Source organism: Symbiobacterium terraclitae (assembly GCF_017874315.1).
In the GTDB taxonomy this organism is placed as follows: domain Bacteria; phylum Bacillota; class Sulfobacillia; order Symbiobacteriales; family Symbiobacteriaceae; genus Symbiobacterium; species Symbiobacterium terraclitae.
This window is the reverse complement of record NZ_JAGGLG010000008.1, coordinates 29,225-53,339: the sequence shown is the minus strand read 5'-3', so window position 1 is coordinate 53,339 and position 24,115 is coordinate 29,225. Positions and strand designations below refer to the sequence as shown.

The 24,115-nt window shown below is 62.7% G+C and carries 17 protein-coding genes; 5 read left to right on the top strand and 12 right to left on the bottom strand.

What is annotated here, in order from left to right; translation table 11 throughout:
* Positions 1–544 precede the first annotated feature (544 nt).
* The 3 genes from J2Z79_RS06420 to pheA all read right to left on the bottom strand — a co-directional run bounded on the left by J2Z79_RS06420 (position 545) and on the right by pheA (position 2,650).
* Complete coding sequence (locus J2Z79_RS06420; protein WP_209466041.1) at positions 545–1,375, bottom strand: HD-GYP domain-containing protein; 831 nt, start codon at positions 1,373–1,375, stop codon at positions 545–547.
* Between the two features lie 3 nt (positions 1,376–1,378).
* Positions 1,379–1,753: a response regulator gene (locus J2Z79_RS06415; RefSeq protein WP_209466040.1), complete on the bottom strand. Its 375-nt coding sequence runs from the start codon at positions 1,751–1,753 to the stop codon at positions 1,379–1,381.
* A gap of 69 nt (positions 1,754–1,822) precedes the next feature.
* Positions 1,823–2,650: a prephenate dehydratase gene (pheA, locus tag J2Z79_RS06410; RefSeq protein WP_209466039.1), complete on the bottom strand. Its 828-nt coding sequence runs from the start codon at positions 2,648–2,650 to the stop codon at positions 1,823–1,825.
* A 307-nt stretch (positions 2,651–2,957) separates the two neighbouring features.
* Here pheA and J2Z79_RS06405 point away from each other — a divergent pair, with 307 nt between their 5' ends.
* The gene (locus J2Z79_RS06405; RefSeq protein ID WP_209466038.1) at positions 2,958–3,467 is read left to right on the top strand and encodes a MarR family winged helix-turn-helix transcriptional regulator; all 510 of its coding nucleotides are present in this window, start codon (positions 2,958–2,960) and stop codon (positions 3,465–3,467) included.
* A gap of 39 nt (positions 3,468–3,506) precedes the next feature.
* Here J2Z79_RS06405 and J2Z79_RS06400 read toward each other — a convergent pair whose 3' ends face one another.
* Entirely contained in the window at positions 3,507–5,165 is a 1,659-nt protein-coding gene (locus J2Z79_RS06400; RefSeq protein ID WP_209466037.1) for a putative polysaccharide biosynthesis protein, read from the bottom strand.
* Between the two features lie 122 nt (positions 5,166–5,287).
* Here J2Z79_RS06400 and J2Z79_RS06395 point away from each other — a divergent pair, with 122 nt between their 5' ends.
* Positions 5,288–6,586 carry an MFS transporter gene (locus J2Z79_RS06395; protein ID WP_209466036.1) on the top strand — a complete coding sequence of 433 codons (1,299 nt, stop codon included), beginning with the start codon at positions 5,288–5,290 and terminating at the stop codon, positions 6,584–6,586.
* A gap of 151 nt (positions 6,587–6,737) precedes the next feature.
* Here J2Z79_RS06395 and J2Z79_RS06390 read toward each other — a convergent pair whose 3' ends face one another.
* Genes J2Z79_RS06390 through J2Z79_RS19120 form a run of 4 tightly spaced genes read right to left on the bottom strand, consistent with a single transcriptional unit; the run spans position 6,738 to position 10,433 of the window.
* Complete coding sequence (locus tag J2Z79_RS06390) at positions 6,738–7,394, bottom strand: acetyltransferase (protein ID WP_209466035.1); 657 nt, start codon at positions 7,392–7,394, stop codon at positions 6,738–6,740.
* Positions 7,395–7,422: 28 nt separating this feature from the next.
* Complete coding sequence (locus tag J2Z79_RS06385; RefSeq protein ID WP_209466034.1) at positions 7,423–8,040, bottom strand: sugar transferase; 618 nt, start codon at positions 8,038–8,040, stop codon at positions 7,423–7,425.
* A gap of 3 nt (positions 8,041–8,043) precedes the next feature.
* Positions 8,044–9,180, bottom strand: a complete 1,137-nt coding sequence (locus J2Z79_RS06380) for a DegT/DnrJ/EryC1/StrS family aminotransferase (protein WP_209466033.1) — start codon at positions 9,178–9,180, stop codon at positions 8,044–8,046.
* Positions 9,181–9,218: 38 nt separating this feature from the next.
* A complete protein-coding gene (locus tag J2Z79_RS19120) occupies positions 9,219–10,433 on the bottom strand; it encodes a glycosyltransferase family 4 protein (RefSeq protein ID WP_342589433.1) in 1,215 nt (404 codons plus the stop codon).
* A 235-nt stretch (positions 10,434–10,668) separates the two neighbouring features.
* Between J2Z79_RS19120 and J2Z79_RS06370 the strand changes: the two genes are divergently transcribed.
* A complete protein-coding gene (locus tag J2Z79_RS06370; RefSeq protein ID WP_209466031.1) occupies positions 10,669–11,973 on the top strand; it encodes a glycosyltransferase family 4 protein in 1,305 nt (434 codons plus the stop codon).
* 235 nt (positions 11,974–12,208) lie between these two features.
* Positions 12,209–13,510 (top strand): nucleotide sugar dehydrogenase, encoded by a 1,302-nt coding sequence (locus J2Z79_RS06365; RefSeq protein ID WP_209466030.1) that lies wholly within the window; start codon positions 12,209–12,211, stop codon positions 13,508–13,510.
* A 197-nt stretch (positions 13,511–13,707) separates the two neighbouring features.
* On the opposite strand, the gene J2Z79_RS06360 is transcribed toward J2Z79_RS06365, so the two are convergent.
* From J2Z79_RS06360 to J2Z79_RS06345, 4 genes are all read right to left on the bottom strand, one after another.
* Positions 13,708–16,848 carry a glycosyltransferase gene (locus tag J2Z79_RS06360; RefSeq protein ID WP_209466029.1) on the bottom strand — a complete coding sequence of 1,047 codons (3,141 nt, stop codon included), beginning with the start codon at positions 16,846–16,848 and terminating at the stop codon, positions 13,708–13,710.
* A gap of 41 nt (positions 16,849–16,889) precedes the next feature.
* The gene (locus J2Z79_RS06355; protein WP_209466028.1) at positions 16,890–17,633 is read right to left on the bottom strand and encodes an ABC transporter ATP-binding protein; all 744 of its coding nucleotides are present in this window, start codon (positions 17,631–17,633) and stop codon (positions 16,890–16,892) included.
* Between the two features lie 36 nt (positions 17,634–17,669).
* Positions 17,670–18,578 (bottom strand): ABC transporter permease, encoded by a 909-nt coding sequence (locus J2Z79_RS06350; protein ID WP_245302345.1) that lies wholly within the window; start codon positions 18,576–18,578, stop codon positions 17,670–17,672.
* 1,152 nt (positions 18,579–19,730) lie between these two features.
* Positions 19,731–21,581, bottom strand: coding sequence for a polysaccharide biosynthesis protein (locus J2Z79_RS06345; RefSeq protein WP_209466026.1), 1,851 nt, complete (start codon positions 21,579–21,581; stop codon positions 19,731–19,733).
* Between the two features lie 243 nt (positions 21,582–21,824).
* On the opposite strand from J2Z79_RS06345, the gene J2Z79_RS06340 reads away from it, so the two are divergent.
* The gene (locus J2Z79_RS06340; RefSeq protein WP_209466025.1) at positions 21,825–24,023 is read left to right on the top strand and encodes an O-antigen ligase family protein; all 2,199 of its coding nucleotides are present in this window, start codon (positions 21,825–21,827) and stop codon (positions 24,021–24,023) included.
* Positions 24,024–24,115: the final 92 nt, after the last annotated feature.

The following is a 24,115-nucleotide window of genomic DNA, read 5'->3' as shown; positions in this document are numbered from 1 at the left end:
AGCCAATACTGAGCGATAGGGACGACTTGGCCTTCGTGGTACCACCCTACTTCGTCCCCTCCCCGCGCGCAGGGAAGGGAACCTCGTATGCATAACGGCCTTGCGGCCGGCCGCCGCCTACTGACCCGGCCGGTCCGGCACCGGGGCCGGGGCGCACGGGCGTTCAGCGGGGCAGCTACGGGGTGAGGTTCAGACCCGGACGAGTACGGCCTTCCCAGCACCGGCCGCTCTCTGGAACCCGCTCCCCGGTCCTACTTGCCCCGTCATTGCTTTTGGCAATATTAATCGATTAAGCGATTACCCCGGCTCGTTCACTTTACCATGCTAACGGCCCGAGGTATTGATAGCGATTTTACTCGGGCATCACGAGCGTGTCAACTCCTCTTGAACACTTTTTCACATTTTCCAGGGGAGTGGCGGCCGCCGGGCGGTGAAAGACGGGCGGTCGCCGGACAGCGAACAGCAAAGGAGGACGGGGGTTCCCCGTCCTCCAGGGTTTTCTTACTCTCCAGCAGCCCGGCCTTGCTTTTCAGGCCCTGCCCGGCTAGACCACGTACAGCTCCAGGGTGAGCTCGCTCTCCAGCGCCTGGTGGATCAGCCCGTCCGCGAACAGGCGCTCAAACACGGGCACCAGCTCGGGGTCGAACTGCGTGCCGGAGCAGCGGACGATCTCCGCCATGGCGGCCTCCATGGCCAGGGGTGCGCGGTAGACCCGGGTGCTGGTCATGGCGTCGAAGGCGTCGACGATGGCCAGAATCCGACCCTCGATGGGAATCTCCCGGCCCGCCAGCCCCTGGGGGTACCCCTTGCCGTCCCAGCGCTCGTGGTGGCTGAGCACGAAGGGGATCGCCGGCACCAGGGCGTCGATGCCCTGCAGGATCTGCGCCCCGATCTGGGGATGCTGCTTCATCTGCTCGTACTCGGCAGGGCTCAGGCGGCCCGGCTTGCGCAGGATGGCGTCGGGGACGCCGATCTTGCCGATGTCGTGCAGCAGCGCGCCCATCCGGGCGATGGAGAGCTGCTCCCGCTTCCAGCCCAGCCGGCTGCAGAAGGCCAGCGTGACGCGGCTCACCCGGTCGGTGTGGCCGCGGGTGTACGGGTCGCGGGCCTCGATCGAGTTGGCCAGGGCGCCCACGGTGGCCACCAGCAGCCGCTCGATCTCGCCGGTGCGCTGCCGCACCAGCTGGTACTCCCGGTTCAGGTCCTGCGCGTACGACAGCAGCTGCGCCCGCAGGGTCTCCACCTCGTCGGCATGGCTCGCGAGTTGAGCCCGCAGCCCGCCGAAATCCTCGGCGAGGAGCAGGCTCTGAGCCCGCCAGTAGCGGACTTCACGCTCCAGTTCTTCCCGCGTCAGCGTCGACAGGTCGTCCCTCATGGCTCAGTCCCCCACCGGACCGAGCAGCTCCTCGACCGCAGTGAGGAGGCGCAGCGGGCTGTAGGGCTTGGACAGGTAAACGTCGGGCTCCGCCGCGCCGTCGGCGGCGGGCTCCGGCCGCTCTTTGTCGGTGAGCAGGATGACAGGCGTGTTCCCCGCCGCCGCGTTCTGCTTGATGGCGCGGCACACCTCGAACCCGCTGATCCCAGGCATCGACTCGTCGAGGATCACCAGATCCGGCCGGTGCACCTCCCGCAGTGCGAGCGCCTGAACGCCGCCCGACGCCTCGATAATCTGGTAGCGCGGGTCGTGCAGAGTGGCCCGGAGCAGATTGCGGCGCGTGTGGTTAGCATCGGCGATCAGAATCTTCTTGGTCAAACGCCCTTCCTCCTTACGAGGATAACGCCACCAAGATGTGCACTTCGCTGTGCACCCAGGGAAATCCTCCTACGCCTGCGGTGTCGCACGCCTGAAAGAACCTAAAACTTTACAGAAGTTTGTATACTGCGCCAACTCCGCCAGGGCCTCCCGGACGGGCTCGTCGTCCCGGTGGCCCTCGAAGTCGAGGTAGAACACGTACTCCCAGGGGCGGTTGCGCGACGGGCGGGACTCCAGCTTCAGCAGGTTGATGTTCCGCCTGGCCAGCGCGCCCAGCGCCTGGTAGAGCGAGCCGGGCTGGTGGGCCACGGCGAAGAAGAGCATCGTCTTCTGCGGCCCCTCCTCGCGGGGCGCCGGGGCGCGCTGCAGCTGCACGAACCGGGTGACGTTGTCCTTGATGGTCTGGATCGACTCGGCCAGGACCGCAAGGCCGTACCGCTCCGCCGCGCCGAGCCCGGCGACCGCCGCCACGCCGGTCAGCCCCTCCTCCCGGATGAGCTTGGCCGATCCCGCGGTGTCGTACGTGGCCACCACCTCCACGCCCAGCTCCCGCAGGAAGCGGTCGCACTGGGCAAGCGCCTGGGGATGCGAGATGACCCGGCGGATATCGGCCAGGGTCTGCCCGGGCAGGGCCAGCAGGGCGTGGTTGACGGGATGGAGCACCTCGCCGGCCACGTAAAGATCGTGTTGGCGCAGCAGATCGTACACGTCATTAATCGAGCCGGCTTGCGAATTCTCTACTGGGGCGAGCCCGTAGTCGACCCTGCCGCTGGCCACCGCCTCGAAGAGATCTGCAAAGGACTTGCAGGGATAGGGTTCCACCGACGGGCCGAACCGGGCGCGCACCGCCTCGTCCCCGTAGGCCCCCAACTCCCCCTGGAAGGCGACGACCGCCATCTCGCTCACTCCTGAACAAGCGTTTTCCGGTAATTCTACCACACCCTCCGGCCGGCGGGCGAGCAAAACGGTATGCGAATTGGCGCGGGATAATATGTATGACTATACGGTAAATGGGAATCATAGTGATGACAGAGCGATGAGTCCCATGTGAACCTGCCCGGCGGGAAATGAGGAAAGAAATCCAGTTTCACGTACTCCCATTATTGACATTATTTGGCTAGCATGGGATAATTGCTTTGCGGTGCGATGGACCGGCCGGCGGCCAGGAGGTCCAAGGCCGTGCCACCGACAAAGAGAAAGGCTGGTGAAGGGCTTGAGACAGCAGGCCGATTCGGCCCCGGCAGACCGTTTTACCCCGGAGAACATTCTGCCTCTGCTTCAAACCATCGCCGACCTGGTGGAGAAGCGGTGCCACCGGTTCCTCAGTCGCAACTACGGACTGACGATGCCGCAGTACCAACTGCTCCTGGCGGCGATGTACGGCGAGGCCACCACGCTCGGCAGCCTGGCCGACGAGCTGAACTGCTCACGGGGCAACCTCACCGGGGTGGCGGACCGTCTGGAGCGGGACGGCTGGCTGGTGCGGGAGCGCAGCACCGAGGACCGGCGGGTCGTGAACATCCGGCTCACCGAGAAGGGCATGAAGGTGTGGGAGATCAAGAACGCGCTGGCCAAGGAGATGGCCGAGATCGCGAAGATCTGGTCTCCCGACGAGACGGCCATCATGCTGCGGGCGCTGGAACGGCTCTACGGCGAGCTCAAGGGCGAGGCTCCCCGGACCGCCAGCGAGCCACCCAAGACCGAAGCGATGTAAGCGCGGACCACCTGGTGGAGGCCAGGTGGTCCTTGCGCGCTAGCTGAAGGGCCACACGATGGCCAGCCACCGCTCCAGCCGCGGGGCGAAGGGGCCGGCCATCGCCAGCAGCTCGGTGCGGGTGATGGACCGGGTGGCGATCAGCGTCCCGCCGTAGAGCACCGGCGCCACCACCAGGGCCATGGCGAGGGCTTCCAGCCGCCCCGCCGACCCCCACAGGGAAACGGTCAACCCGGCGAGGCCGAAGCCCATCACCAGCGAGGCCACCAGCGGCCCCACCAGGATGCGGCCCCAGGGCACGGGCTCCTCCAGCAGGCGCCCGAGGTCCCGGGCGTTGAGCCAGAGGGCGACCATGAACATCGCTGTCGAGGCCATGGCCACACCGTTGACGTCCAGCCCCCGGATCGGGGCGAGCAGCCCGTCCAGCGCCAGCTTCACCCCCATCGCCACGGTGAGGTTCCGCATCGGGGCTCCGGTCTCGCCCAGCGCCTGCAGCTGGGCGACGGTCATCCAGGTCAGCGGCCCGAGCAGCGCCACCGGACCCAGGTGGCGGAGCGGGTCGGCCGCCAGCGGCTCGCCGAAGAGCAGCACGATCGGCGTCGCCAGCACCATCGCGCCGATGGCCACCGGCAGGCAGATGAGGCCGGCCGTGCGCAGGCCGATCAGCACCCGCTGCCGGACGCCCTCCAGGTCGCCCCGGGCCTGGGCGGCGGTGAGCGTGGGCACCGTGGCGTTGGCGACGGCGTTGGTGAGCACGAAGGGGAACCAGACCACCTGCACGGCGATCCCGGCGTAGGCGCCGTAGAGCGCCGTGGCCTCGGCGGGCGGGTAGCCGGCCCGGAGAAAGCCCCGCTGGACGATGGAGACGTCCAGGACGTTGAGCAGCGGCATCGTCACCGACCCGAGGGTGACGGGCCAGGCGAGGCGCAGCATCCGCCAGCCCAGCCCCCGGGGTAGTGCGCGTTCTGCAGGCTCCGTCGGCCAGCCGGTCGGGCGCCTGCCCGACGCTGGGGTCCGGCGCAGGTTCGCCCGCGTGGTCGAGAACCGCTCCGCCCCCTCCTCCAGCGCCCGCTCCCGGCTGAGCCGCCAGAGCATGAAGAGCACCGATGCCAGCGCCCCGCCGGTGATCCCCAGGGCCGCTCCGGCGGCGGCGTACTCGAGCCCCATCGGCATGAGGAGGGCGGCGGCGGCCATGGTGACGGCGATCTTGGTCCCCTGCTCCAGGACGGAAGCCACCGCGCTGGGGGTCATCTGCTTCTGCCCCTGCAGGTAGTGGCGGAAGACCGAGTCCAGGCCGTTGAGGATGACGGCCGGCGCCAGCGCCGCCAGCGGCCAGTACGAACGGGGGTCGCCCAGGGCCCGGGCCAGGAACGGCGCGCCGACGAGCAGGATGCAGGCGGCCGCCCCGCCGGCCAGCAGGCCGTAGGTGAGGGCGAGGCGCAGCACCTCCCGGACCACGTCCCGCCGGCCCCGCTCGCTGTACTCGGCCACCAGGTTCTGCACGGCCACCGGCACGCCGCCCACCGCGAGGTGGAGCACGGCGTTGTACGCCGGCAGGGCCATCTGGTAGATGCCCAGCCCCTCGGATCCGATCATGCGCGTGAGGGGAAGCCGGACCAGGAGGTTGCCGACCTTGATGATCAGCCCGGCCAGCGCCAGGGCTGCGGCCCCCTTCAGCAGCGACTCCCTCCGGCTCATGCTCGTCCCCCCTCCTGAGCAACGTATGCGGGGGGCGAACCGTAGATGATGGACAGGCGACGGCAGGAGTTCGTCTCCCGGTGGCTAATCCAGTCACTATTCGGGGAGGCGAACTAATCCACATGGATCAGGCGGCGAAAAACCTGTACGTGCTCTGGGTCGGCAACTTCCTCACGGCCTGCAGCTTCTCCCTGGTGATGCCGTTCCTGCCCCGGTTCATCGCCGAGCTGGGTGTTGCGGAGAACCTCTACACCTGGTCCGGCGTGATCTTCGCGGTCACCTTCCTCTCCAGCTCCATCATGGCCCCCATCTGGGGCAACCTGGCGGACCGGTACGGGCGCAAGCCGATGCTGGTCCGCGCCGGCATCTCGATCAGCATCGTCTATTTCCTGATGAGCCTGGTGACCAACCACGTGCAGCTCTTCTGGCTGCGGCTGCTCAACGGGGCCTTCTCGGGCTACATCCCCTCCGCCGTCGCCCTGGTGGCCACCAACACCCCCGAGGACCGCGTGGGCCGCTACCTGGCGATCCTGCAGACGGGCATGGCCACCGGCACCATCCTGGGGCCCCTGCTGGGCGGCACGCTGGCGGAGCTGATGGGCATCCGCTGGACGATGCGGGTGGCCGCGGTGCTGGTCTTCGTCGCCATCCTGCTGGCCGCGTTCCTGGTGAAGGAGAAGATCATCGGTGCGAGCAAGGCGCGCACCAGCGTGGTTTCGGACATCAAGCTGGCCGTCACCAACCGGGGGCTGCTGGCCCTCATGATCTCGGCCCTGCTGATCCAGGCCGCGCTGCAGTCGCTGCAGCCGATCCTCTCGAACTTCATCCCCACCCTGGTCCGGGAGGGGTGGATCACCGCCTTCACGCACCTAGTCTTCGGCGAGGGGGACGCGGCGGACTTCCTCGTGGGCTTCGTCTTCGCCCTGCCTGCCCTCGCGACGGTGCTCACCGCCCCCCGCTGGGCCCGCCTGGGCGACCGCATGGGCTTCGCCAAGCTGCTCTCGCTGGGCCTGATGGCGGCCGGGATCCTGCTCCTGCCGCAGTCGCTGGTCCAGACCGTGGGCTGGCTGATGCTGCTGCGGTTCGTCTTCGGCATCGCCACCGCCGCCGTGCAGCCGTCGGTGAACGCGGCGCTGGCGGAGGTTGTGCATCCGAGTTTCCGGGGGCGGGCGTATGGGATCAATACGAGTGCGAATAACTTGGGGTCTGTCGTGGGTCCGTCGCTGGGCGGCTGGGTCGCCGACGCCTTCGGCCCCCGGGCGGTGTTTGTGGTCACGGGGCTGATGATGATGTTCGCCTCGGTCTGGGTGCAGCGGATGCTGGTGAACCGGCGCCCGGACGAGCCGCTGGTCGGTGGGCCGGAGGAGGGGATGGCGGGTAACGGGTCTGACAGGGGGGCTGACGCTCCTGCCGGCGGGTGATTTCTTTGGGTCGGGCGGGTGATTTCTTTGGGTCGCATGAGCAACAGGGAAAGCGACTGGTGAAGCCGGAGTCCGGCTTCGCCAGTCGCCTTTCATTCCCGTCCCCAACTCACCAGCTGGCGCAACATTCCCTTGGCAACCCAACCCCCGTTTACGGCCGCGGTGTGCTCCGCCCGGAGAGGATCCGCGCAGGAACACCGGCGACGGTCACGGCGGCCGGCACGTCTTCGGTCACGACCGCGCCGGCGCCGACCACGGCCCACGGTCCGATGGTCCGTCCGGGGAGGACAGTCATCGCCGTACCCAGGTCCGCTCCCTCACAGACCCTCACGCTGCCCGGGATGTGCGTCCCGGGGGCCAGCGTGGCATAGTCCTCAAGCACCGAATCGTGGCTGACCGTGCTGCCCACGTTGAGGATGACGAAGCGCCCGATCTGCACGTCCGTCGTCACCACCACGCCGGCGCAGATCACCGTCCCGGCTCCCACCGAGACGCGCGTGCCCACCTGAGCCGAGGGGTGGATGAGCGTGGCGAAGTCCCGGTGGCCCATTGCGCTCGCCTCCTCGGCGATGCGCTTGCGGGCCCCGGGGTTGCCCACGCCGATGACCAGTGCAACCTCGGGTCGTCCCTGGAGCCAGCCCAGGTCACCAAGCACGGGAAAGCCGTGAACGTGGGTTCCGTGCAGCGCAGGGTTCCCGTCCAGGAAGCCCAGGAAGTTCCAGGTGGGCTCGCAGCGGTTGACGTCCTCCACCAGTTGGTGCAGCTCGCGCGCGTGCCCCCCGGCGCCAAAAATCACCAGATCCTGCAACGATCTCACCTCGGTCCGATCTGTGGGCTCATGCGTTCTCCTGCTTTCTGGTGCCGGTAAAGGGCGGCATCGTCACGTGCCCTTCCGCGCTCACACCGCGCCGGAGCAGCACCGCAGCCACCGTTCTCCACAAAATCTTGATGTCCAGCCAGAGCGACCAGTTGTCCACGTACCAGACGTCCAGCGCGAACTTCTCCTCCCAGGAGAGCGCATTGCGGCCGTTCACCTGCGCCCATCCCGTGATGCCGGGGGGAACCTCATGCCTGCGCGCCTGCTCCGGGGTGTAGAGGTCCAGGTACTCCATCAGCAGCGGACGGGGCCCGACGAGGCTCATGTCACCCCGGATGACGTTCCAGAGTTCGGGCAGTTCGTCGAGGCTCGTGCTGCGCAGGAACCGCCCGAGCGGCGTGAGCCGGTGCTCGTCGGGGAGAAGGGCGCCGCTGGGATCCCGCGCATCCAGCATCGTCCGGAACTTGTACATGCGAAATGGCTTGCCCCGATAGCCTGGCCGAACCTGGGCGAATATGACGGGCCTGCCCAGATGGATGGCTACCACGAGGGCCACGGTGATCATCACCGGCATGAGGAGGATGAACCCCGGGACGGCGAGGAGGAGATCCAGCATCCGTTTGGCAACTCGTCTCATCGCTCATCTCCCCGCGCAGCGCCGGACCACATCCACCACCCGGTCGAGGTCGGCCTCGGTGAGGCTCGAACCCGAGGGCAGGCAGAGCCCTCGGCGGAAGAGGTCCTCGGCAACCTGGCCGCCGACGCAGGGGTAGTCCCGGAAGACCGGCTGCAGGTGCATCGGCTTCCACACCGGACGTGACTCGATGTTCTCCGCCTGCAGCGCCAACCGGAGGGCCTCGCGGTCCGCTCCGAACTCCTCGGGGTCGATCAGCACGCAGGTCAGCCAGCGCGTATGCAGACCCCAGGGAGCCTCCTCCTGGAACGAGAGCCCCGCCAGGTCTCCCAGCGCCCGTCGGTACAGGTCGAAGTTCCGCCGGCGGGCGCTCACCCGATCGTTCAGCACCTGCAGCTGGGCTCGCCCGATGCCGGCCAGGACGTTGCTCATCCGGTAGTTGTAGCCGATCTCGGAGTGCTCGTAGTGCGGCGCCGGATCGCGCGCCTGGGTGGCCAGCTTGCGGGCATGCTGCACCAGGGCCTCGTCAGCGGAGACCAGCATCCCGCCGCCGGAGGTGGTAATGATCTTGTTGCCGTTGAACGAGTAGACCCCGGCGAGACCGAAGGTGCCGGGGGCCCGCCCTTTGTAGGTGGCCCCGAGCGCCTCAGCGGCGTCCTCGATCAGGGGCACCTCGTAGCGCGCACACGCAGCCGCGATCGGGTCGATATCAGCGCTCTGCCCATAGAGATGGACAAGGACCACCGCCTTGGGCAGGCGGCCGACCCGTGCGCGCCTTTCAAGCTCTTCTTCAAGCAGCGCTGGGTCCATGTTCCAGGAGGTGCGCTCGCTGTCAATGAACACCGGGCGCGCCCCGAGGTAGCAGATCGGGTTCACGCTGGCTGCGAAGGTCAGGGTGGAGACCAGCACCTCGTCGCCCGGGCCAACGCCGGCCTCGATCAGCGCCAGGTGAAGTCCGGCAGTGCCGGAGCTGACCGCCAGGGCATACGGACTCCCCACCGTGGAGGCGAACTCGCGCTCAAACGCCTCTACGTGGGGTCCCAGCGGCGCGACCCAGTTGGTCGCGAATGCCTCCTGGACATATTGCGCCTCCGATCCCGTCAGATGAGGCGGCGAGAGATAGATGCGCGGCCTTTCGGCCACCCGCTGAGTCACCTTACCACCAGCCTCGATTTCACTGCTTACGTCCAGATGGAGGCCAGGGCCTCGGCCAGCCGCCCGGCCAGAGCCCTCCGGTCAAAGTGCGCTTCCAGGTACGCTCTGCCCCTGTGCCCCATCTGCTCCCGCTCGGTTTGCGGGAGGGCGACCAACTGGCGCACGGCATCCGCCAGCTGAGCCTCGTTCTCGGGCTCCACAGGTATCCCCGCCCCGGCGGTCCGGACAAGCTGTGCGACCTCTCCGGGTACGGCACACAGAATGGGTCGGCCCGCTGCCATGTAATCGAAGAGCTTGTTCGGGCTTACCGCGTACGAGAACGCCTGGGCGTTCCTGAGGGTAATGACCGCGGCGTCTGCGGCCGAAAGCAGGTCCGCCATCTCGCTCTTGGGAACGGGATCCAGGAACTGTACGTTCCTGACGGCAAGGCTCCGGGCCAACTCGACGAGGGAATCCTTGGCGGGTCCGTCACCCACCAGTACAAACTTCACTGGCAGGTCCGAGACCATCTGCGCCGCCTTGACGATCGTCTCCAGTGCGTTCGCGGGGCCGTGGGCTCCTGCGTAGACGATCGTAAAGCAGTCGAACCCGAAGCGAGCACGGCTCTGCCTTCGATCAGGCGAGACGCGGAAGTTGTCCAGGTGCACCCCGTTGGGCACGTACACGATCCGCTCGGGATCCACCCCCCGTTCCGTCAGATAGCGCTCCGCACCGGCGGCCAGCACGACGATGCGCTCGGCCCGGGCGTAGAGTCGGCGCTCGATGAAGCGCAGGAGCTTCACTCCTGGATGCGACTCCCGGAGCCCTCCCATGTCGACCAGCGCCTGAGGCCACAGGTCCCGCACCTCGAGCACGAACCGCGAGCCGAGTTTTCGGGCCAGGTACGCAGCTGCGAGCGCAGCGAAGGGATGGGGCGAGGAGCCGATGATCACGTCCGGCGGGCCTTCACGCCGCATCGACGATGCCGTGCGCAGGAGGTTCCAGGCGAACGAGAGCATGTTCCAGGCCCGCCGCCAGTCGTTCCTCCGGTACTCGGCCGACCCGACCCAGACGAACGCCGCTCCATCCCGTTGCTCAACGCTGTACAACTCCCCCGGGCGGAGCCTGGTGCGGCGGCGAAGGGCCAGGTTCAGATCGGACGCGAAGATATAGACGCGGTGGCCCATGCGCCCCAGTTCCACGCCAAGGTCGTAGTGGCGTGTACCTCCGGGAAGGTCGGGCGTGACCGCGTATTGGTTGATCCACCAGATGTAGATAATCGGCCACCCCCAGGCGCCTTGGGAGCCATCGCGGCGCTAATATGTGTGTATGATATAGGTTGGCGCTTTTCAAGGCGAATCCTCTACTGCACCATGGAACGGTTGCAGTGGTCTTCTTCCCAGAAGAACCGACAAATGGCCATAACCTTGTGCCCGACCAACAGGAATCAACCGTTCAAAGTCGTATTGTAAGTCTTCGGTACCGAAGAGAACGGCGTTGTCGCTTCACCGACGCCTGTCCGCAGGTCGCGTGGAGGAATGGCTTATCAAACCCAAGATTGTGATGTTTCTCCTCAACCCCTTCACGAATGATGCCAGGGTCCACCGTGAGGGGACGGCCCTGGCATCTGCCGGTTATCATGTCACCATCCTCGCGCTGGCCGGGACCGGGCCGACGGTCCTCCCGCAGCACGAGTGGGTGGACGGTCTAGAGGTCATCCGCATTGAACGGCAGGGGATCGTGTTCCGCGCGCTGAAGCGGGTCTGGTCAGGGCTGAAGCCGGTTGTCCGGGGCCGCAGCGCAGGCCGTCCAGGCGAACTTCAACAAGGGCGCACTGAGTTTCCGCCGGCCAGCGAGAGCAGCCTCCGGCGGGTACTGCGTTTTCTGCGGCGCGCTGGGATCCTCTGGCGCATGGCCCTCACCGCCGTCCGCCTGCGGGCGGACTTTTATCACGCTCATGACCTCAACACCATGCCGGCCGCCGTGCTGGCGAAGCTCCTGCGCTGGAGGCCCCTGGTCTACGACTCGCACGAAGCTGCAACCGGTCGCGTCGGTCATGACGTGTGGTACGTGCACCTGATCGAGAGGGTGACCATCCCGTTTGCCGATGCGGTGATCGCGACCACCCGGACGCGCGCGGAGTTCATGACCGCCAAGTACGGGGTCAGGCCATTGGTGGTGGGCAACGTGATCGATCTCAACCTCGCCGCTGTTCCGGCCCGCGATCTCCATACCGAGCTGCGGATTCCCGCCGACCAGCCCATCATCATCTACCAGGGCGGGGTGCAGGCAGGCCGCGGCATCGAGCAAGTGCTGCAGAGCATCCCCATGTGGCGGAGCGGCTGCTTCGTCGTCGTCGGCGACGGCAACCTGATGGGCAAGGTGCAGCAACTGGCGGTCGAGCTGGGGGTGACGGACCGTGTGCGGTTCACCGGCCGTGTTCCCCTGAAGGACCTACTCGGGTATACCCGTGCCGCGCGGATTGGTGTGCAGGTACTGCAGAACACCTGCTTCAACCACTACTCCACCGACTCCAACAAGCTCTTCGAGTACTTCGCTGCCGGCCTGCCCGTTGTGGCGGCCGACTATCCGGAGATCCGGCGGGTGGTCGAAGAGTTCGATGTCGGTATCCTGGTTGACCCCCATGACCCGGGCCAGATTGCACAGGCGATTAACACTCTTCTCACGCCCGAACCCTGGGGAACAAAGTCCGCCAATACCCGAAACGTAGTTCAGCAGTACAACTGGCAAGTTGAGTCTAGCAAACTTATTCAGTTGTACAATAAGCTACGAGGTAACTGATTCGGTCAGCGTTCATCCCGAGGTAAGTTGTACACCGTTCGCAAGCTGAACCAACACGCGCTGTGTGGTGCGTCATGTACACCGATTCTACGGGAACTGTCTTTGAGAGTTCGGCCCCGCTGGCGACGAAGTGCTAGCAGCTTTCGAGGCAGGCACCGTAGCAAGAGCGATGCTCCTTGACCCATGCATTTGATTGTGGTACATGTACTATCTCGTAGGGGGTATCGGAATCTCAATGAAAGTCTGCATTATGGGTATGGGGTATATCGGCTTCCCAACAGCTTGCCTCCTGGCTAACGCGGGACATCACGTAGTAGGTGTGGACGTAAACACTGCGATCATTAACTCCCTCCATGAGGGTCAGCTTCATATCGTTAACGAGGAAGGTCTCGCCGCACTGGCACAAAAGGTGTTCAGTGACGGTAGTCTGACGGTCTGCGATCAACCGAGTAGAGCTGATGCGTTCATTATTGCCGTCCCTACACCCTTCAAGCACAGCAACGACAACATTCGCGAACGCATCTTCCGCCCCGAAGCATCGTACCAGGCTGATCTGGGATACGTAATCAGCGCGACGAGGGCGATCGCCCCGTTCGTCCAACCTGGAAACCTTGTTATTTTGGAGTCCACAGTTCCGCCCGGCACGACTGAAGAGGTCGTCGTAGGGACACTGCGGGAGGAAGGGGTTGACACCTCCCAACTGCTAGTGGCGCACGCTCCGGAACGCGTACTACCTGGGAATTTGCTCGCGGAACTGGTTCAGAATGACCGCGTTATCGGCGGACTGACGCCGGCCGCAGGAGAGGCCGCAGCCGCCTTGTACCGATCTTTCGTACGTGGGTGTATTAGCATTACCGATGCAAAGACGGCCGAGTTGGTGAAGTTGATGGAAAACACCTATCGCGACGTCAACATAGCCCTGGCCAACGAGTTTGCTCTGGTATGCGAGCACCTGAAGGTAAACGCCTGGGAAGCAATGAGCCTTGCTAACCGCCACCCAAGAGTCCAGTTTCTGCGTCCCGGGCCCGGGGTGGGCGGCCACTGCATTGCGGTGGATCCCTATTTTGTCGTAGAAGCGGCCCCGACGCTGACGGACCTGATTCAAACTGCTCGTCGAATCAACCGGCGCATGCCGCTACATGTCGTGAAGCTGCTGCATGAGCTGGAAGGCAACCAACCAGTACAGCGAGTGGCTATCCTTGGGGCGTCATACAAGGCAGATGTCGGTGATGATCGCGAAAGCCCTTCCCTGGAAATCGCCCAGTTGCTCGAGTCAGAAGGAATCGAGGTTAAAGTCCACGATCCCTTTATTGCCCGCTACAATCTGCCTCTGGAGGACATGCTCCGCGGCGCAGAAGCCCTGCTTCTTCTCACTGATCATGCGGTGTATGCATCTCTGGACCCGAACTGGGTGCGAGAGTTGGTGTCCAGGCCTTTGCTCGTTGATGCACGCGGGGTAGTCTCTTTGGATAATTGGTGTGCAGCTGGCTTTCAGGTCAAAATACTCGGGTGTGGTCAGCAATTGGTGATGGTCTAGAGCACTAGTCAGAAGGCAGCGCTCCCCTGCCTTTCCTCTACGTGAGGGGTTAGGCAGGGGAGCCTACTCTTCCTGATGATGGTAGCCTAATCAGGTTCATGGGAGAGTTCGGGAAAGACTAACTACCGGGTGATCCACTTGCACGACCCTTGGAGCGATAGGGCACTGGACGTTCCGGATTATAGAGAGTGAACTCACTACCTCCGGTGTGCAATACTGCCCTCGGTGAGTCGTTCGTACGTTCTGGCAAGTTCCCTGGTAAGGACGCGCCAATCCCGATGCTGAACCACCCAATCTCTGGCCCGCACCCCCAGAGCCTTCCTGAGCCCAGGGTCTCGGATCAACTGCTCAAGAACCGCTGCCAAGTGCTCTACCTTGTCCTTCTCATGAACCAGCCCCGTGGTTGAGTCGTGCACCATCTCGCAGAGCGCAGCTACGCTGGAGGCAACGACCGCCTTCCCCATAGCCATTGCTTCCAACGGTTTGATTGGCGACACAGTCTCGCACACTAGTAGGCCCTTGCGCGGGAATGGGGCGATATCCACAAGCGAATGGTACCGTACGACTTCTTCGTGCGGCACTCGACCTGTCAGGACCGTGAGTCCCTCCAGACCGAGTTGGCGCACCAAGGCGGCGATCTGGTCGAAATGTTCACCATCGCCGACCAAGAGCAGCTTGAAGTCATCACGCCTGGTTTTCAGGATAGCAGCGGCCTCTAGGAGGTAGTCAAGTCCCTCATAGAAGACGAACGACCCCACATAACCGATAACAACCTTGCCTTCCAACCCCAGACGCGCTTGAAGCTCACGGTCTGGTGGCGTGGGAGCAAAGCGCTGGGTGTCTACACCATTTGGAAAGACATAGATCTTATCCCTAGGGACCCCCCAATTCGCGATCAACTCGCGCAAGGCCCCCGTCAAGGTGAGCACCAAGTCCGCGTCCTGAGCAGCCTGTAACTCGAGTTTGCGATAGAGGCGGCTTTCGTCAGAGTCCTTCCACCCAGGATCATGAGAAGACCGAGTCAAGTAGTGCATGCCACGGATCTCGTAGATCGAGGGAATGCCCAGGCGTTGCCCAACAAGATTTGCTGCAATTCCGTTGTGGAAGAACGAGGCCGCATGGAGTACGACCGGTCGAACGCTGCGTGCGACTTCCTCGAGTCTTGAGCTAAACTGACTGATATACTCCGTAAGCGATAGTGTCTTGAGGTTGAGATCCGGGTCATCCAGGTAGGTATATTTCGCGCCGTCGATGACTCTACCGACAGGCGGGAGAGCTGCATGGACACGATCACTTGGGTACCCCAATCGGGTGACTGCAGTGACATCCCATTCGGTGGCGGTGAGTCCTGTGAGAATGCCATGGGCACGCGTTGCATAGCCTCCAGAATTATATGGCAACGAGTTGTGAAGCACGTATAGCGCAGTCCGCGGTCGCCCCGTGTAGCCTTCCAACGGGGGATGATGTTGACCTGCGGAGAACTGCACCTCACCACGCAGTAGCCTTAACTTGTCCTGAAGCATGTCGAACTGTCTCGTCTGTTTTTCGGTAAGCCGCGTCGACCTCTCAAGCAACTCAAAGGCGTCTGTCAGCCGCCCTTGTCGGACTAACTCTTGCGCACGCTTTCGCACATCACCCGTATCCGAGTCGACGACCAGGTGCTTCTGTGCCTTGGAACTAGTCGGTGAGGCGGAGGGGGCCGACGCCCTGCGGCGGGTATCCCTGTAGTGCTGGAGTGCAATCCTTACCAGGCGGACCGGAAGCAACAAGGTGTTCCGTGATGGGCAGGCTGCCTCAACCATGGCACGACCGACTCGGTAGGTGACACTATTGCGCAACCGGCTTACCGTCCGGAGACTAGCGCTGTGTTTGATCTGCAGGTCAGCAATTGTGTGTTGCGCCCACGTCTTGTACTGGTCAAGTTCCACTTCAGCCTTACGACGATTCGCTTCAGCCTCTGCGGCACAAGCCTCAGCCTCTGCAACACGAGCCTCAGCCTCTGCAACACGAGCCTCAGCCTCTGCAACACGAGCCTCAGCCTCTGCAACACGAGCTTCAAGCTCTCGACGCTCTCCAGTCACCTGAGACGGAACTAGATCTGGAATCGCTACATCCCTGTGATCTGCGTTCCCCTGATCAAAGTGTGCGTGCAACCTGGCCGCTCCTTGCTGACCTTCTCTTGCTTTGGGTCCCCTAAGCCGTTCGTTCGCTTGCTCCAGGCCTCGCTTCGCGTTTTCCATCTGAAGTAACCGGATGACAGAGCTCTGAAGAACGCGATCGACAATGCGAAGCCACCTTGCGCTAAGTAGAAGCTCGGTATGGGCTGCAGCCTGCCAACCAGGGGGAGCAGAACGGCCTCTCGGACCCAGCAAGTAGACGTATCCGTCTGATACCAGGGTGGCACGATCATGGCAGAGGCCATTCATCTCCAAAATCTCAGCCATTCTGACCGTTGAGAGGATCAGGTCAGAGTCCTCTATCTCGCTGGGTTTCATCAGGTCTTCCGGGCCAAGGATGAGGCGTATTGGCAAAGCGCGTTCCCTGCACGCTTGTAACCACTGGATCCAAGAACCGTAAGGTCCTACCTCCATCGACCCTGGAGTCCGGTCCAGCAGCATCTCTATGACCCGGTCGGGCCAAGCAGGGCGGTCTACCTTTTCCATCACCCGGAGGCGATACAGCGGTCCTACTTTGTTTAGGTGCGTTGGAAGTGACATATCAACTAGCTGCCTAAGCGGATGGTGCAGGAATGCACGGTCATAGTTGTGAATATACGTGAACGGTGTGGACGGTATCCACCCGTCACCGCCCACAGTGTTGACGCTGCTCTTTATCTCTGCCACCTTTCCGCTACCTGCAGTCGAGTGAGGCTCAAGCAAAACAAGGTGTTTCTTGGTAACACGAACAAGTCCCCCGAGCGTCCCTGTGAAATCCGGTAGATGGTCGAGTACCGATACCGTAATACTGACATCAAAGCTGTCCCGAGGAATTTCCTCTAGGAGCGTCTCGTCACCAACCTGGATATCGAGTCCCCATTTGGTCCGCCCGTACTCCACAGCATGTGGGTTGATATCGCACCCAGCCAGGCGAGGAACCGGCTTCTCATTCAGTTGATGAAGTCGTCTGATCGTGACCAGGTTGCGACCAGCGTTACAGCCAAACTCGAAGATCGATGTCGCTTGGAGTTGGAAAATCACCTGTGCGATCATCTCGGAGTAGAACGTCGGAACGCCTTCCCTAAAATCCGTAGGGTGCACATGTGGCCCTCGCCAGTACTCCTTGGCCAGATCTGCCTCATTGCTGGCTAGCGTAGTGAACTTTAACCGCACGTCAAGCACAAAAATGCCCCCTCCTCGTTCACGTCTCCGCGTACCAGCTGTTATCTCCTCATGTGCTCCCTGTAGGCGTTCAATACTTCATCAAGGTCACCGTACATCCGCAGCCTGCCTTTCTCAAGCCACAGACCCCTGTCACAGAACCGCTTGGCCAGAGATTCCGAGTGCGAGACCATCACCACCGTTCGAGCCTTGGACATCATGTTGGAGAATCGCTCTTTGGCCTTTTCCATAAAGCTTCGGTCACCCGCACCGAACACCTCGTCAATCAGCAGGATGTCTGGCTCCATGCTGGTGGCTATGGCAAAGCCGAGGCGCATTCGCATCCCTGACGAGTACGTACGGAAGGGCATGTCGATGAAGCTCCCTAAATCACATAGTTCTATGATCTCTGGTAGTACACGGACTATCTCGTCGTGACGTAGGCCAAGCATCAGCCCAGCCCTGTAGATGTTCTCGTACCCAGTAGCATCCTGGTTCATGCCCAGCGACGTCGAGAACAGCGTTGACACCTTGCCGTCGACTCTGCAGTCCCCCGAAGAGGGCTGGTATATTCCGGCAATGAGTCTAAGAAGTGAGCTCTTGCCGGCGCCGTTGTGCCCTATCACGGCCACTCTAGCGCCAGACGGGATATCAATTGTAATGCCATCGAGAGCAATTACTCGAGTTCCTCCAGTCCCACAGTGCGAGATCTCACCACCGACGCTGGCCCGGCCTGGTCGCCCGGTCGCGCCGCGCTTCTTGGCGTAGACCGGAAACTGCAGTGTCACATTCCGCAGTGAAATCACAGCCAGACCCCCTCATAAGAGTGCACAGCAACCCATCTAGAGCCAGAATACGATGTCGTTTCTAAAGCGATTGAGCGCTCCAATTCCAACCAGCCACGCCACTGCTGCAACTGACAGGACCACGAGCCAGGACAAGCCCGACGGGTATACACCGAGAAGAGGGGACCGAACGACCTCAAGAAAATAGGTTAGGGGGTTAACGAGGGCGAGTGATGTCCTCCAGTTGCTCCCATTCGGCTGCCAGAACACAGGGGACATGAAGAACAGAAAACGCATCGTAGATGAAATTAGATTCGACAGATCACGGAAACGTGCCCCCGTAATCGCAGTGATCAAGGTGAGGGGTATGACCGCCAAGACCACGAGCGCGTATCCCGGCACGGCCATCCATGCCACTGCGAAGTTGGGCTCATTCTGGAGCATGAACGCTACAGCGACCACCGGCAGCTGAAATATGGCCCTGCAGTTCAGAAGCATGACATAGTGCAGGATGTGACTCATCATCGGTGCGTTGATGTTTCTAATGACTCCCGCTCTACTCACAAACACCTTGGAACCACCCGAAAGGGCAGACGATAACAGGTTCCAGACTACTATCCCGCCAGCCACATATACTGGATAGGCTGAATCGGCAGCCAGCATGTGCGGCCGGAAGACGAGCACTAGGCCTAACACCCATAATGCTGTCGATACCGTGTTCCAGAAGGGCCCCAGAATGGTTCGGCTATTTTGTGTCCGAAAATCATACCAGCCTAGGGTAAGCCAACGAGGCCACTCCAGCAACGTGCGTCGAATATCGGAGAAGGCCGGTGACCCCTCATTCCTGGCAAAAACCTTTGAAATTGAAAAGAAGCGCAATGCAGGGCCTCCCCGTGCAGTAAGTTTAGGGCAGCATACAGCGGATTTCTCCCAGCCCCACAATCCGGATGGACTCCACGACCCCATGTTGCCCTCATCGGCCCCTAGTCAAGAATGAAACGCTCGCCAAACGCCTCCAAAGTAGACTCCTTCGACCTACATAGTGCTCCGAATGCTCGGAACCGAATGGCGGGCATTCAACCGTGGGCTCTCCCGGCATGACCAGCGATTGCATGATGGGGCCTAGCATTGTTAAGCACCTGGGCTCAGTCGCTGTGGACGAACGGGAGTAGGTCCAAACTAATCGGTTGGTCTTGCAGAATGGAGTTGATTAGGACCGTAGTGCATCTGCGATCCAGGGGATTGTGCCCTTGAGTTGGTTCGTTGTACTCGTAGCAAACCATGGAGCCCCTGGGGGCAGGTCCCGTCAACGGTCCTCGTTTGACCGTCCCCTGCGGGTACCCCTGGACAAAGGGGCGATAGTGAACCTCATAGTGGAAGGTATCCGCCACGTTTTGGAAGTAATGGACACATTGATCTCGTAAGTAGTGATGGCGTACACTGAGCCGATCCTGGAAGCGAACCCGAACCTGTTCTCGGGACAATCCGGGATAACAGACCCGCAAGAGCTTGTTAACCGGTCCTTCATGGTACTCAAGGACGTCGGTCTGGGGATTGTTTACAATAACGCACGAACCTGGGAAGTACCGAGCAAGGAAGAGGGAAGTGAACCCTCCGGCAGACGAACCGTAAAAACACAGATCGTCAGCACGTTCGTTCATCGGAAAACCAGTCACTTCGGCCACGACCGAGGCCAACTCGGCAAGGTAGAATCGCGTACCGTCCCCTTGAAACCAACCAAGCCTCATTGTGGGGTCGAGTGCCAGGGTCGGGTCAGAGACGATCACGCAAGATGCGCATATATCCTCCACCCAGGTTTTCCGTTGGAACACTGGCAGTTGGGATCGATTCCGATCAACGGCTCCTTGACCAAACACGACCCACTTACTGCCAGGATGCCGTCGGACAAAAATGGGAAACATCACACCGTCCAAAACGACCGAAAACTCCTGTGTTTGTCCCGAATCCATACACCCAATAGCTCTGGCCACATCACTGATCCTGATGCCTTGCATGTGCACACTCCTTAGCTGAGAGCAAAGCTGAACCGGTACGGAGGCATGCCGGTCACCTACGCGTCTGCCAATCCACCGAAAATACGAACGAAGGACTCGGGCCCTAACCTCGAAGGGGAGCATGCCGCCGTTCCCGGTTGTACGAGTTTACCAAGCTCACCAGCCTGTCATTCTCTACACAACCCGTGTCTACATCGCACCACAGGTCCGCTAGCAGACCGTCGATTGACACGTCACTTGATGAATCCGGTGCGATGAAAATGCGCTCGTGACTCGTCGCCCGGGTCCCTTCTTCCGTGGTCAACAGTTCCTCATACAGTTTCTCCCCCGGCCTCGCGCCGGTGAAGACGATCGGGATGTCCACATCGGGCTCGTACCCCGAGAGCCGGATCAGGTCTCGCGCCAGGTCGACGATCTTCACCGGCTCTCCCATGTCAAGCACGAACACCTCGCCGCCAGTGCCCATGGCCCCAGCCTGGATAACCAACTGAACCGCCTCGGGGATCGTCATGAAGTAGCGGACCATTCGCGGGTCTGTCACCGTCACCGGCCCGCCGGCAGCGATCTGCCGCTGGAAGAGCGGCACCACGCTGCCGCGGCTTCCGAGCACGTTGCCGAAGCGGACAGCCACGAAGACCGTCTTGCTCTGCCGGTTCAGCCACTGGATCACCAGTTCGGCGGCGCGCTTGGTCGCGCCCATCACGCTCGTTGGGTTCACCGCCTTGTCGGAGGAGAGCATGACGAAGCGGCCCACGCCCACGCGGTCGGCGGCCTGGGCAACGTTCAGCGTGCCGAACACGTTGTTCTTGATGGCCTCGGTCGGGTTCATCTCCATCAGCGGCACGTGCTTGTGTGCCGCAGCGTGGAACACGACGCCAGGCCGGAACTCGTCGAACACTGTATCGATGCGGGCCTTGTCCTTGACATCGGCGATGACGGGAACCAGGTCCAAATCGGGGTACTTCTCCCGCAGTTCCAGGTGGATATCGTAGATGCTGTTCTCTCCATGGCCCAGCAACACAAGTCTGCGCGGACCAAACTGGGCGATCTGCCGGCACAGCTCCGACCCGATGGAGCCACCGGCGCCCGTTACCAGCACGGTCTCGCCGGAGAGGTAGGCAGCGATGGCCTCGAGGTCCACTGAGACCTCCTCGCGGCCCAGCAGATCCTCGATCTGCACATCCCGGATCTGCGAGACCGAGACCCTGCCCTCCACCAGTTCGTACAGACCGGGTAACACCTTGACGTGAACCCCCAGGTCGAGTGCGAGGCTGGAGATCTCCCGCACCGCCCTTCCCTTGGCACTCGGCATAGCGATAATCAGGTGCGTGATCTTGTGCTGCTTCACGATGCGCCCGAGGTCCTTCCGCGACCCCAGAACCGGCACACCGGCCACCCGCATGCCCTGCTTGGCAGGATCATCATCCAGGAAGCCGACCACCCGGTAGCCGGACTCGCCATGGCGCTTGATCTCGCGACAGATCAAGGCACCTGCGTCGCCAGCACCGAAGACCAGGGTAGGATGCTGCATGCCTGCAGCCGATTTGCGGGTAAGCAGCCACTCGCGCCGCAGGCGCAGAACCAGCCGCGAACCGCCAATACAGGCCGTGTTCAGCATCCACGCGATGATCAGGATGCTCCGGGGCATGAACGGTCCCGGGTAGATCCAGTGCTGGACCAGGCCGTAAATCACGATGGCCGCCAGCACGGCGTCGCCCGTCGTGGCGGCCATGATCTGCCCCAACTCGGGAAGGCTGGCCTGAGACCACACCTGCCTGTACAGCCCGCAGGCTGAAAAAACCGCCACCCTGGCCGGGATGATAAAGGGCAGCGACCACAGGTACGCCTGCACCACCCCGTCGGGCACCGCCCGTCCCTCGAAGGCATACCTGACGAGCAGCGCCAGGAAGACGGCACCGACGGAGACAACCTGGTCAAACAGGATCATCAGCATCGCTCGCCCATGTCTCCGCACGCTGTCAACACCCTTGCTATGGCTGAATAATCCAGGCGACTACTAGACCATCCTCAATGTACTGAGATCACCGACCGAATGCAAGTGCGGCGCGGACACCAAGTCCTGTCGGATGACGCTGGACGAAGTCGACGGGCGACATTCTGCTTCTCGCAACAGGTCTCATAAGTCATGGCGTCAAATGTATCTGGGTAACGAATTAGCCCCACGTTGGAGGACGCCATGACGAACAGTCTCACGATCCGCCGGCTGGGCCTGGCCCTAGTGCTGATCACGATTGCGGCTGGTCCGCTGTTCCACGGCTACTTCTTCCCCATCCCCACGCTCGCCGCGACGTCGGTGCTCTCCCTCTCGTTCGGCGTTTGGCTATACGGGAGGCGCAAGGAGCGCATCGCCACCCCCCTCTTCGACGGGTGGGCTGATCGTACGCTGCTGGCGCTGAGCGGCTGGGTCATCCTGGTTGCGCTCTGGTCCATCTACCTCCGGGGCACGATCGACCTGCTGCTGATGACGATCAGTGCCTACCTGGTCCATCTCATGCTGCGGCAGGAGAGCAGCCCTGTCACCCGTGTCTGGATCGTCCGGATCCTGAGCGCCTCGGCGTTGCTGGTGGCCATCGCCGGTCTCCTGGAGTACTCTGGCTTCTTCATGGAGTACCCTGCCCTGGGCAACCTGCTCGGCATCGAGCCTCAGCGGTCCCGCATCTACACCCTGTTCCAGTACCCGAACACCGCAGCCGCCTTCTTCGTGGCAACCATCGTGCTTCAGAACGCCGCGCTCATCCAGTCCAGACCGCGGGCCGAAAAGCTGTCGCTGGCCGCCGTCTCCGGGATCATCGCGGCCACGTTCCTCTTCACCCTCTCCCGGGGCGGCATCCTCGTCGCACCCATAGCCGTGCTTCTGCTCTGGGTTGGGTTATCGCGCGAGCACCTGGTCCCCTCGCTCCTCCATCTCATCAGTGCGGTTGCCCTCCCGGCCGGCGTGGCTTTCTACCCGATCCTCAAGGCCGCCCCGGCGGACAACTGGGCCGCTGTGCTGCTCTGGGCTGCGGCTGCGGGTGCGGTCGGCGCCCTTGCCACCTGGGGACTGGAAGTGGTCGAGCGGTTGCCGCGGCAGGCGAGGGTGATTGCCCTTGCAGCTCTGGTTGCCGTCCTGGCCATCGGCGGACTGGCTGCAGCACGGACGCTGGACGGTGCCCTTCCCAGGGTGTTCGGCCGCATCACGCAACTGGACGCCTCTGACCTGACACAAAACGCGCGGTTCGAATACCTGCGGGATGCCCTGAAGCTTACGGCCCGGCGCCCGTGGGGCCACGGCGGCGGGGCGTGGCTGCGCACCTACCAGCAGGTGCAGACGGTGCACTACGTCGCCCGCGATCCGCACAGCCATTACGCCCTGATGCTCGTCGAGGCCGGGGTGCCAGGTCTGCTCCTCATGTTGGCTCCCGTCGCCCTGTCCACGTATACCTCGTTCCGCCACCGGAAGGCGGATCCGCTCCGCTGGGCCATGGCGGCGGTAGCCCTGACGCTGGCCGTACATGCCGCCATCGACATCGATCTGTCGTACTACATGCTCTGGCTGCTCCTCTGGGCGCTGCTCGGAGCCTCTCAGCCCGATCCCGAACCCAGACCTCTCAAGGTGGAACGGCCTGTCGTTTTCCCGGCCCTGCTCGTCGTGTCCACAGCGGTGCTTCTGCTTTCGAGCAGCCTGTTGACGGCCGCGCGCGCCTACGATAGAGCAGCAACGGCCGTCCTCCTTGGCGACAACGACACCGCCCTCAGGGCCGGTACCAGAGCGATTCAGCTCGATCCCCTCAACAGCCAGTTCCGTACCATGATCCCCACCCCTGAGAATATCCGCCGCGCCCTCGACCTCGACCCGCGAAACGAGGAGCTCTGGCGGTTCGTCTCTGACCTCTTCGAGGAGCAAGGCGACTCTGAAGCTGCCCTTGCCGCGGCCCAGCAAGCTCTGCAGCTGCGCCCGATGTCGATCAACCACTACGAACGGGTCGCCCAGCTGATGGTTGCCAAGATGACAGGTTTTCTTGAGAAGGGGCAGACCAGCGAAGCAGTTACCATTGCAAACGACCTAGTCGCTCTCGGGCAAGCCGTGGAAGAGCGGGGGGCACCATCCCTCGAGCGGCAGAAGAGCACATTTTATGCCTACCCTGCGCTGACCTGGACGAGCCGCCTCAACCTGGCCGTGGGCAAGGCGTACTTAGTGTCCGGTGACCTGCCAGCAGCACAGGAAAGGTTGGCTGCAGCTCTGGAAGATGAACAGACCGCCGCCGACGCCGCCCTTTGGCTGCATGCCCTCTACACCCGGACGGGGGACGAGGAGGCTTTGAGAACACTGCGCCCGTTGCCGTCGGAGACGTCACTCAGTTCCAGCCTGTACGCAGCGTTGACTGCCATTCGGTAAGGCGAACATATCGACAGAGGAAAGGGGACCCGGTACTCGTCGGGTCCCTTTTCATGTTCCTATCACTTGGCAATCCTCGCGGCCCCCGGTGT

Bases quoted from the DNA above. Each gene is read 5' to 3' on its own strand.
- J2Z79_RS06420 (WP_209466041.1), bottom strand. From the start codon at position 1,375: ATGAGGGACGACCTGTCGACGCTGACGCGGGAAGAACTGGAGCGTGAA.
- pheA (WP_209466039.1), bottom strand. From the start codon at position 2,650: ATGGCGGTCGTCGCCTTCCAGGGGGAGTTGGGGGCCTACGGGGACGAG.
- J2Z79_RS06400 (WP_209466037.1), bottom strand. From the start codon at position 5,165: ATGAGCCGGAGGGAGTCGCTGCTGAAGGGGGCCGCAGCCCTGGCGCTG.
- J2Z79_RS06395 (WP_209466036.1), top strand. From the start codon at position 5,288: ATGGATCAGGCGGCGAAAAACCTGTACGTGCTCTGGGTCGGCAACTTC.
- J2Z79_RS06385 (WP_209466034.1), bottom strand. From the start codon at position 8,040: ATGAGACGAGTTGCCAAACGGATGCTGGATCTCCTCCTCGCCGTCCCG.
- J2Z79_RS06365 (WP_209466030.1), top strand. From the start codon at position 12,209: ATGAAAGTCTGCATTATGGGTATGGGGTATATCGGCTTCCCAACAGCT.
- J2Z79_RS06350 (WP_245302345.1), bottom strand. From the start codon at position 18,578: ATGGGGTCGTGGAGTCCATCCGGATTGTGGGGCTGGGAGAAATCCGCT.
- J2Z79_RS06345 (WP_209466026.1), bottom strand. From the start codon at position 21,581: ATGCTGATGATCCTGTTTGACCAGGTTGTCTCCGTCGGTGCCGTCTTC.
- J2Z79_RS06340 (WP_209466025.1), top strand. From the start codon at position 21,825: ATGACGAACAGTCTCACGATCCGCCGGCTGGGCCTGGCCCTAGTGCTG.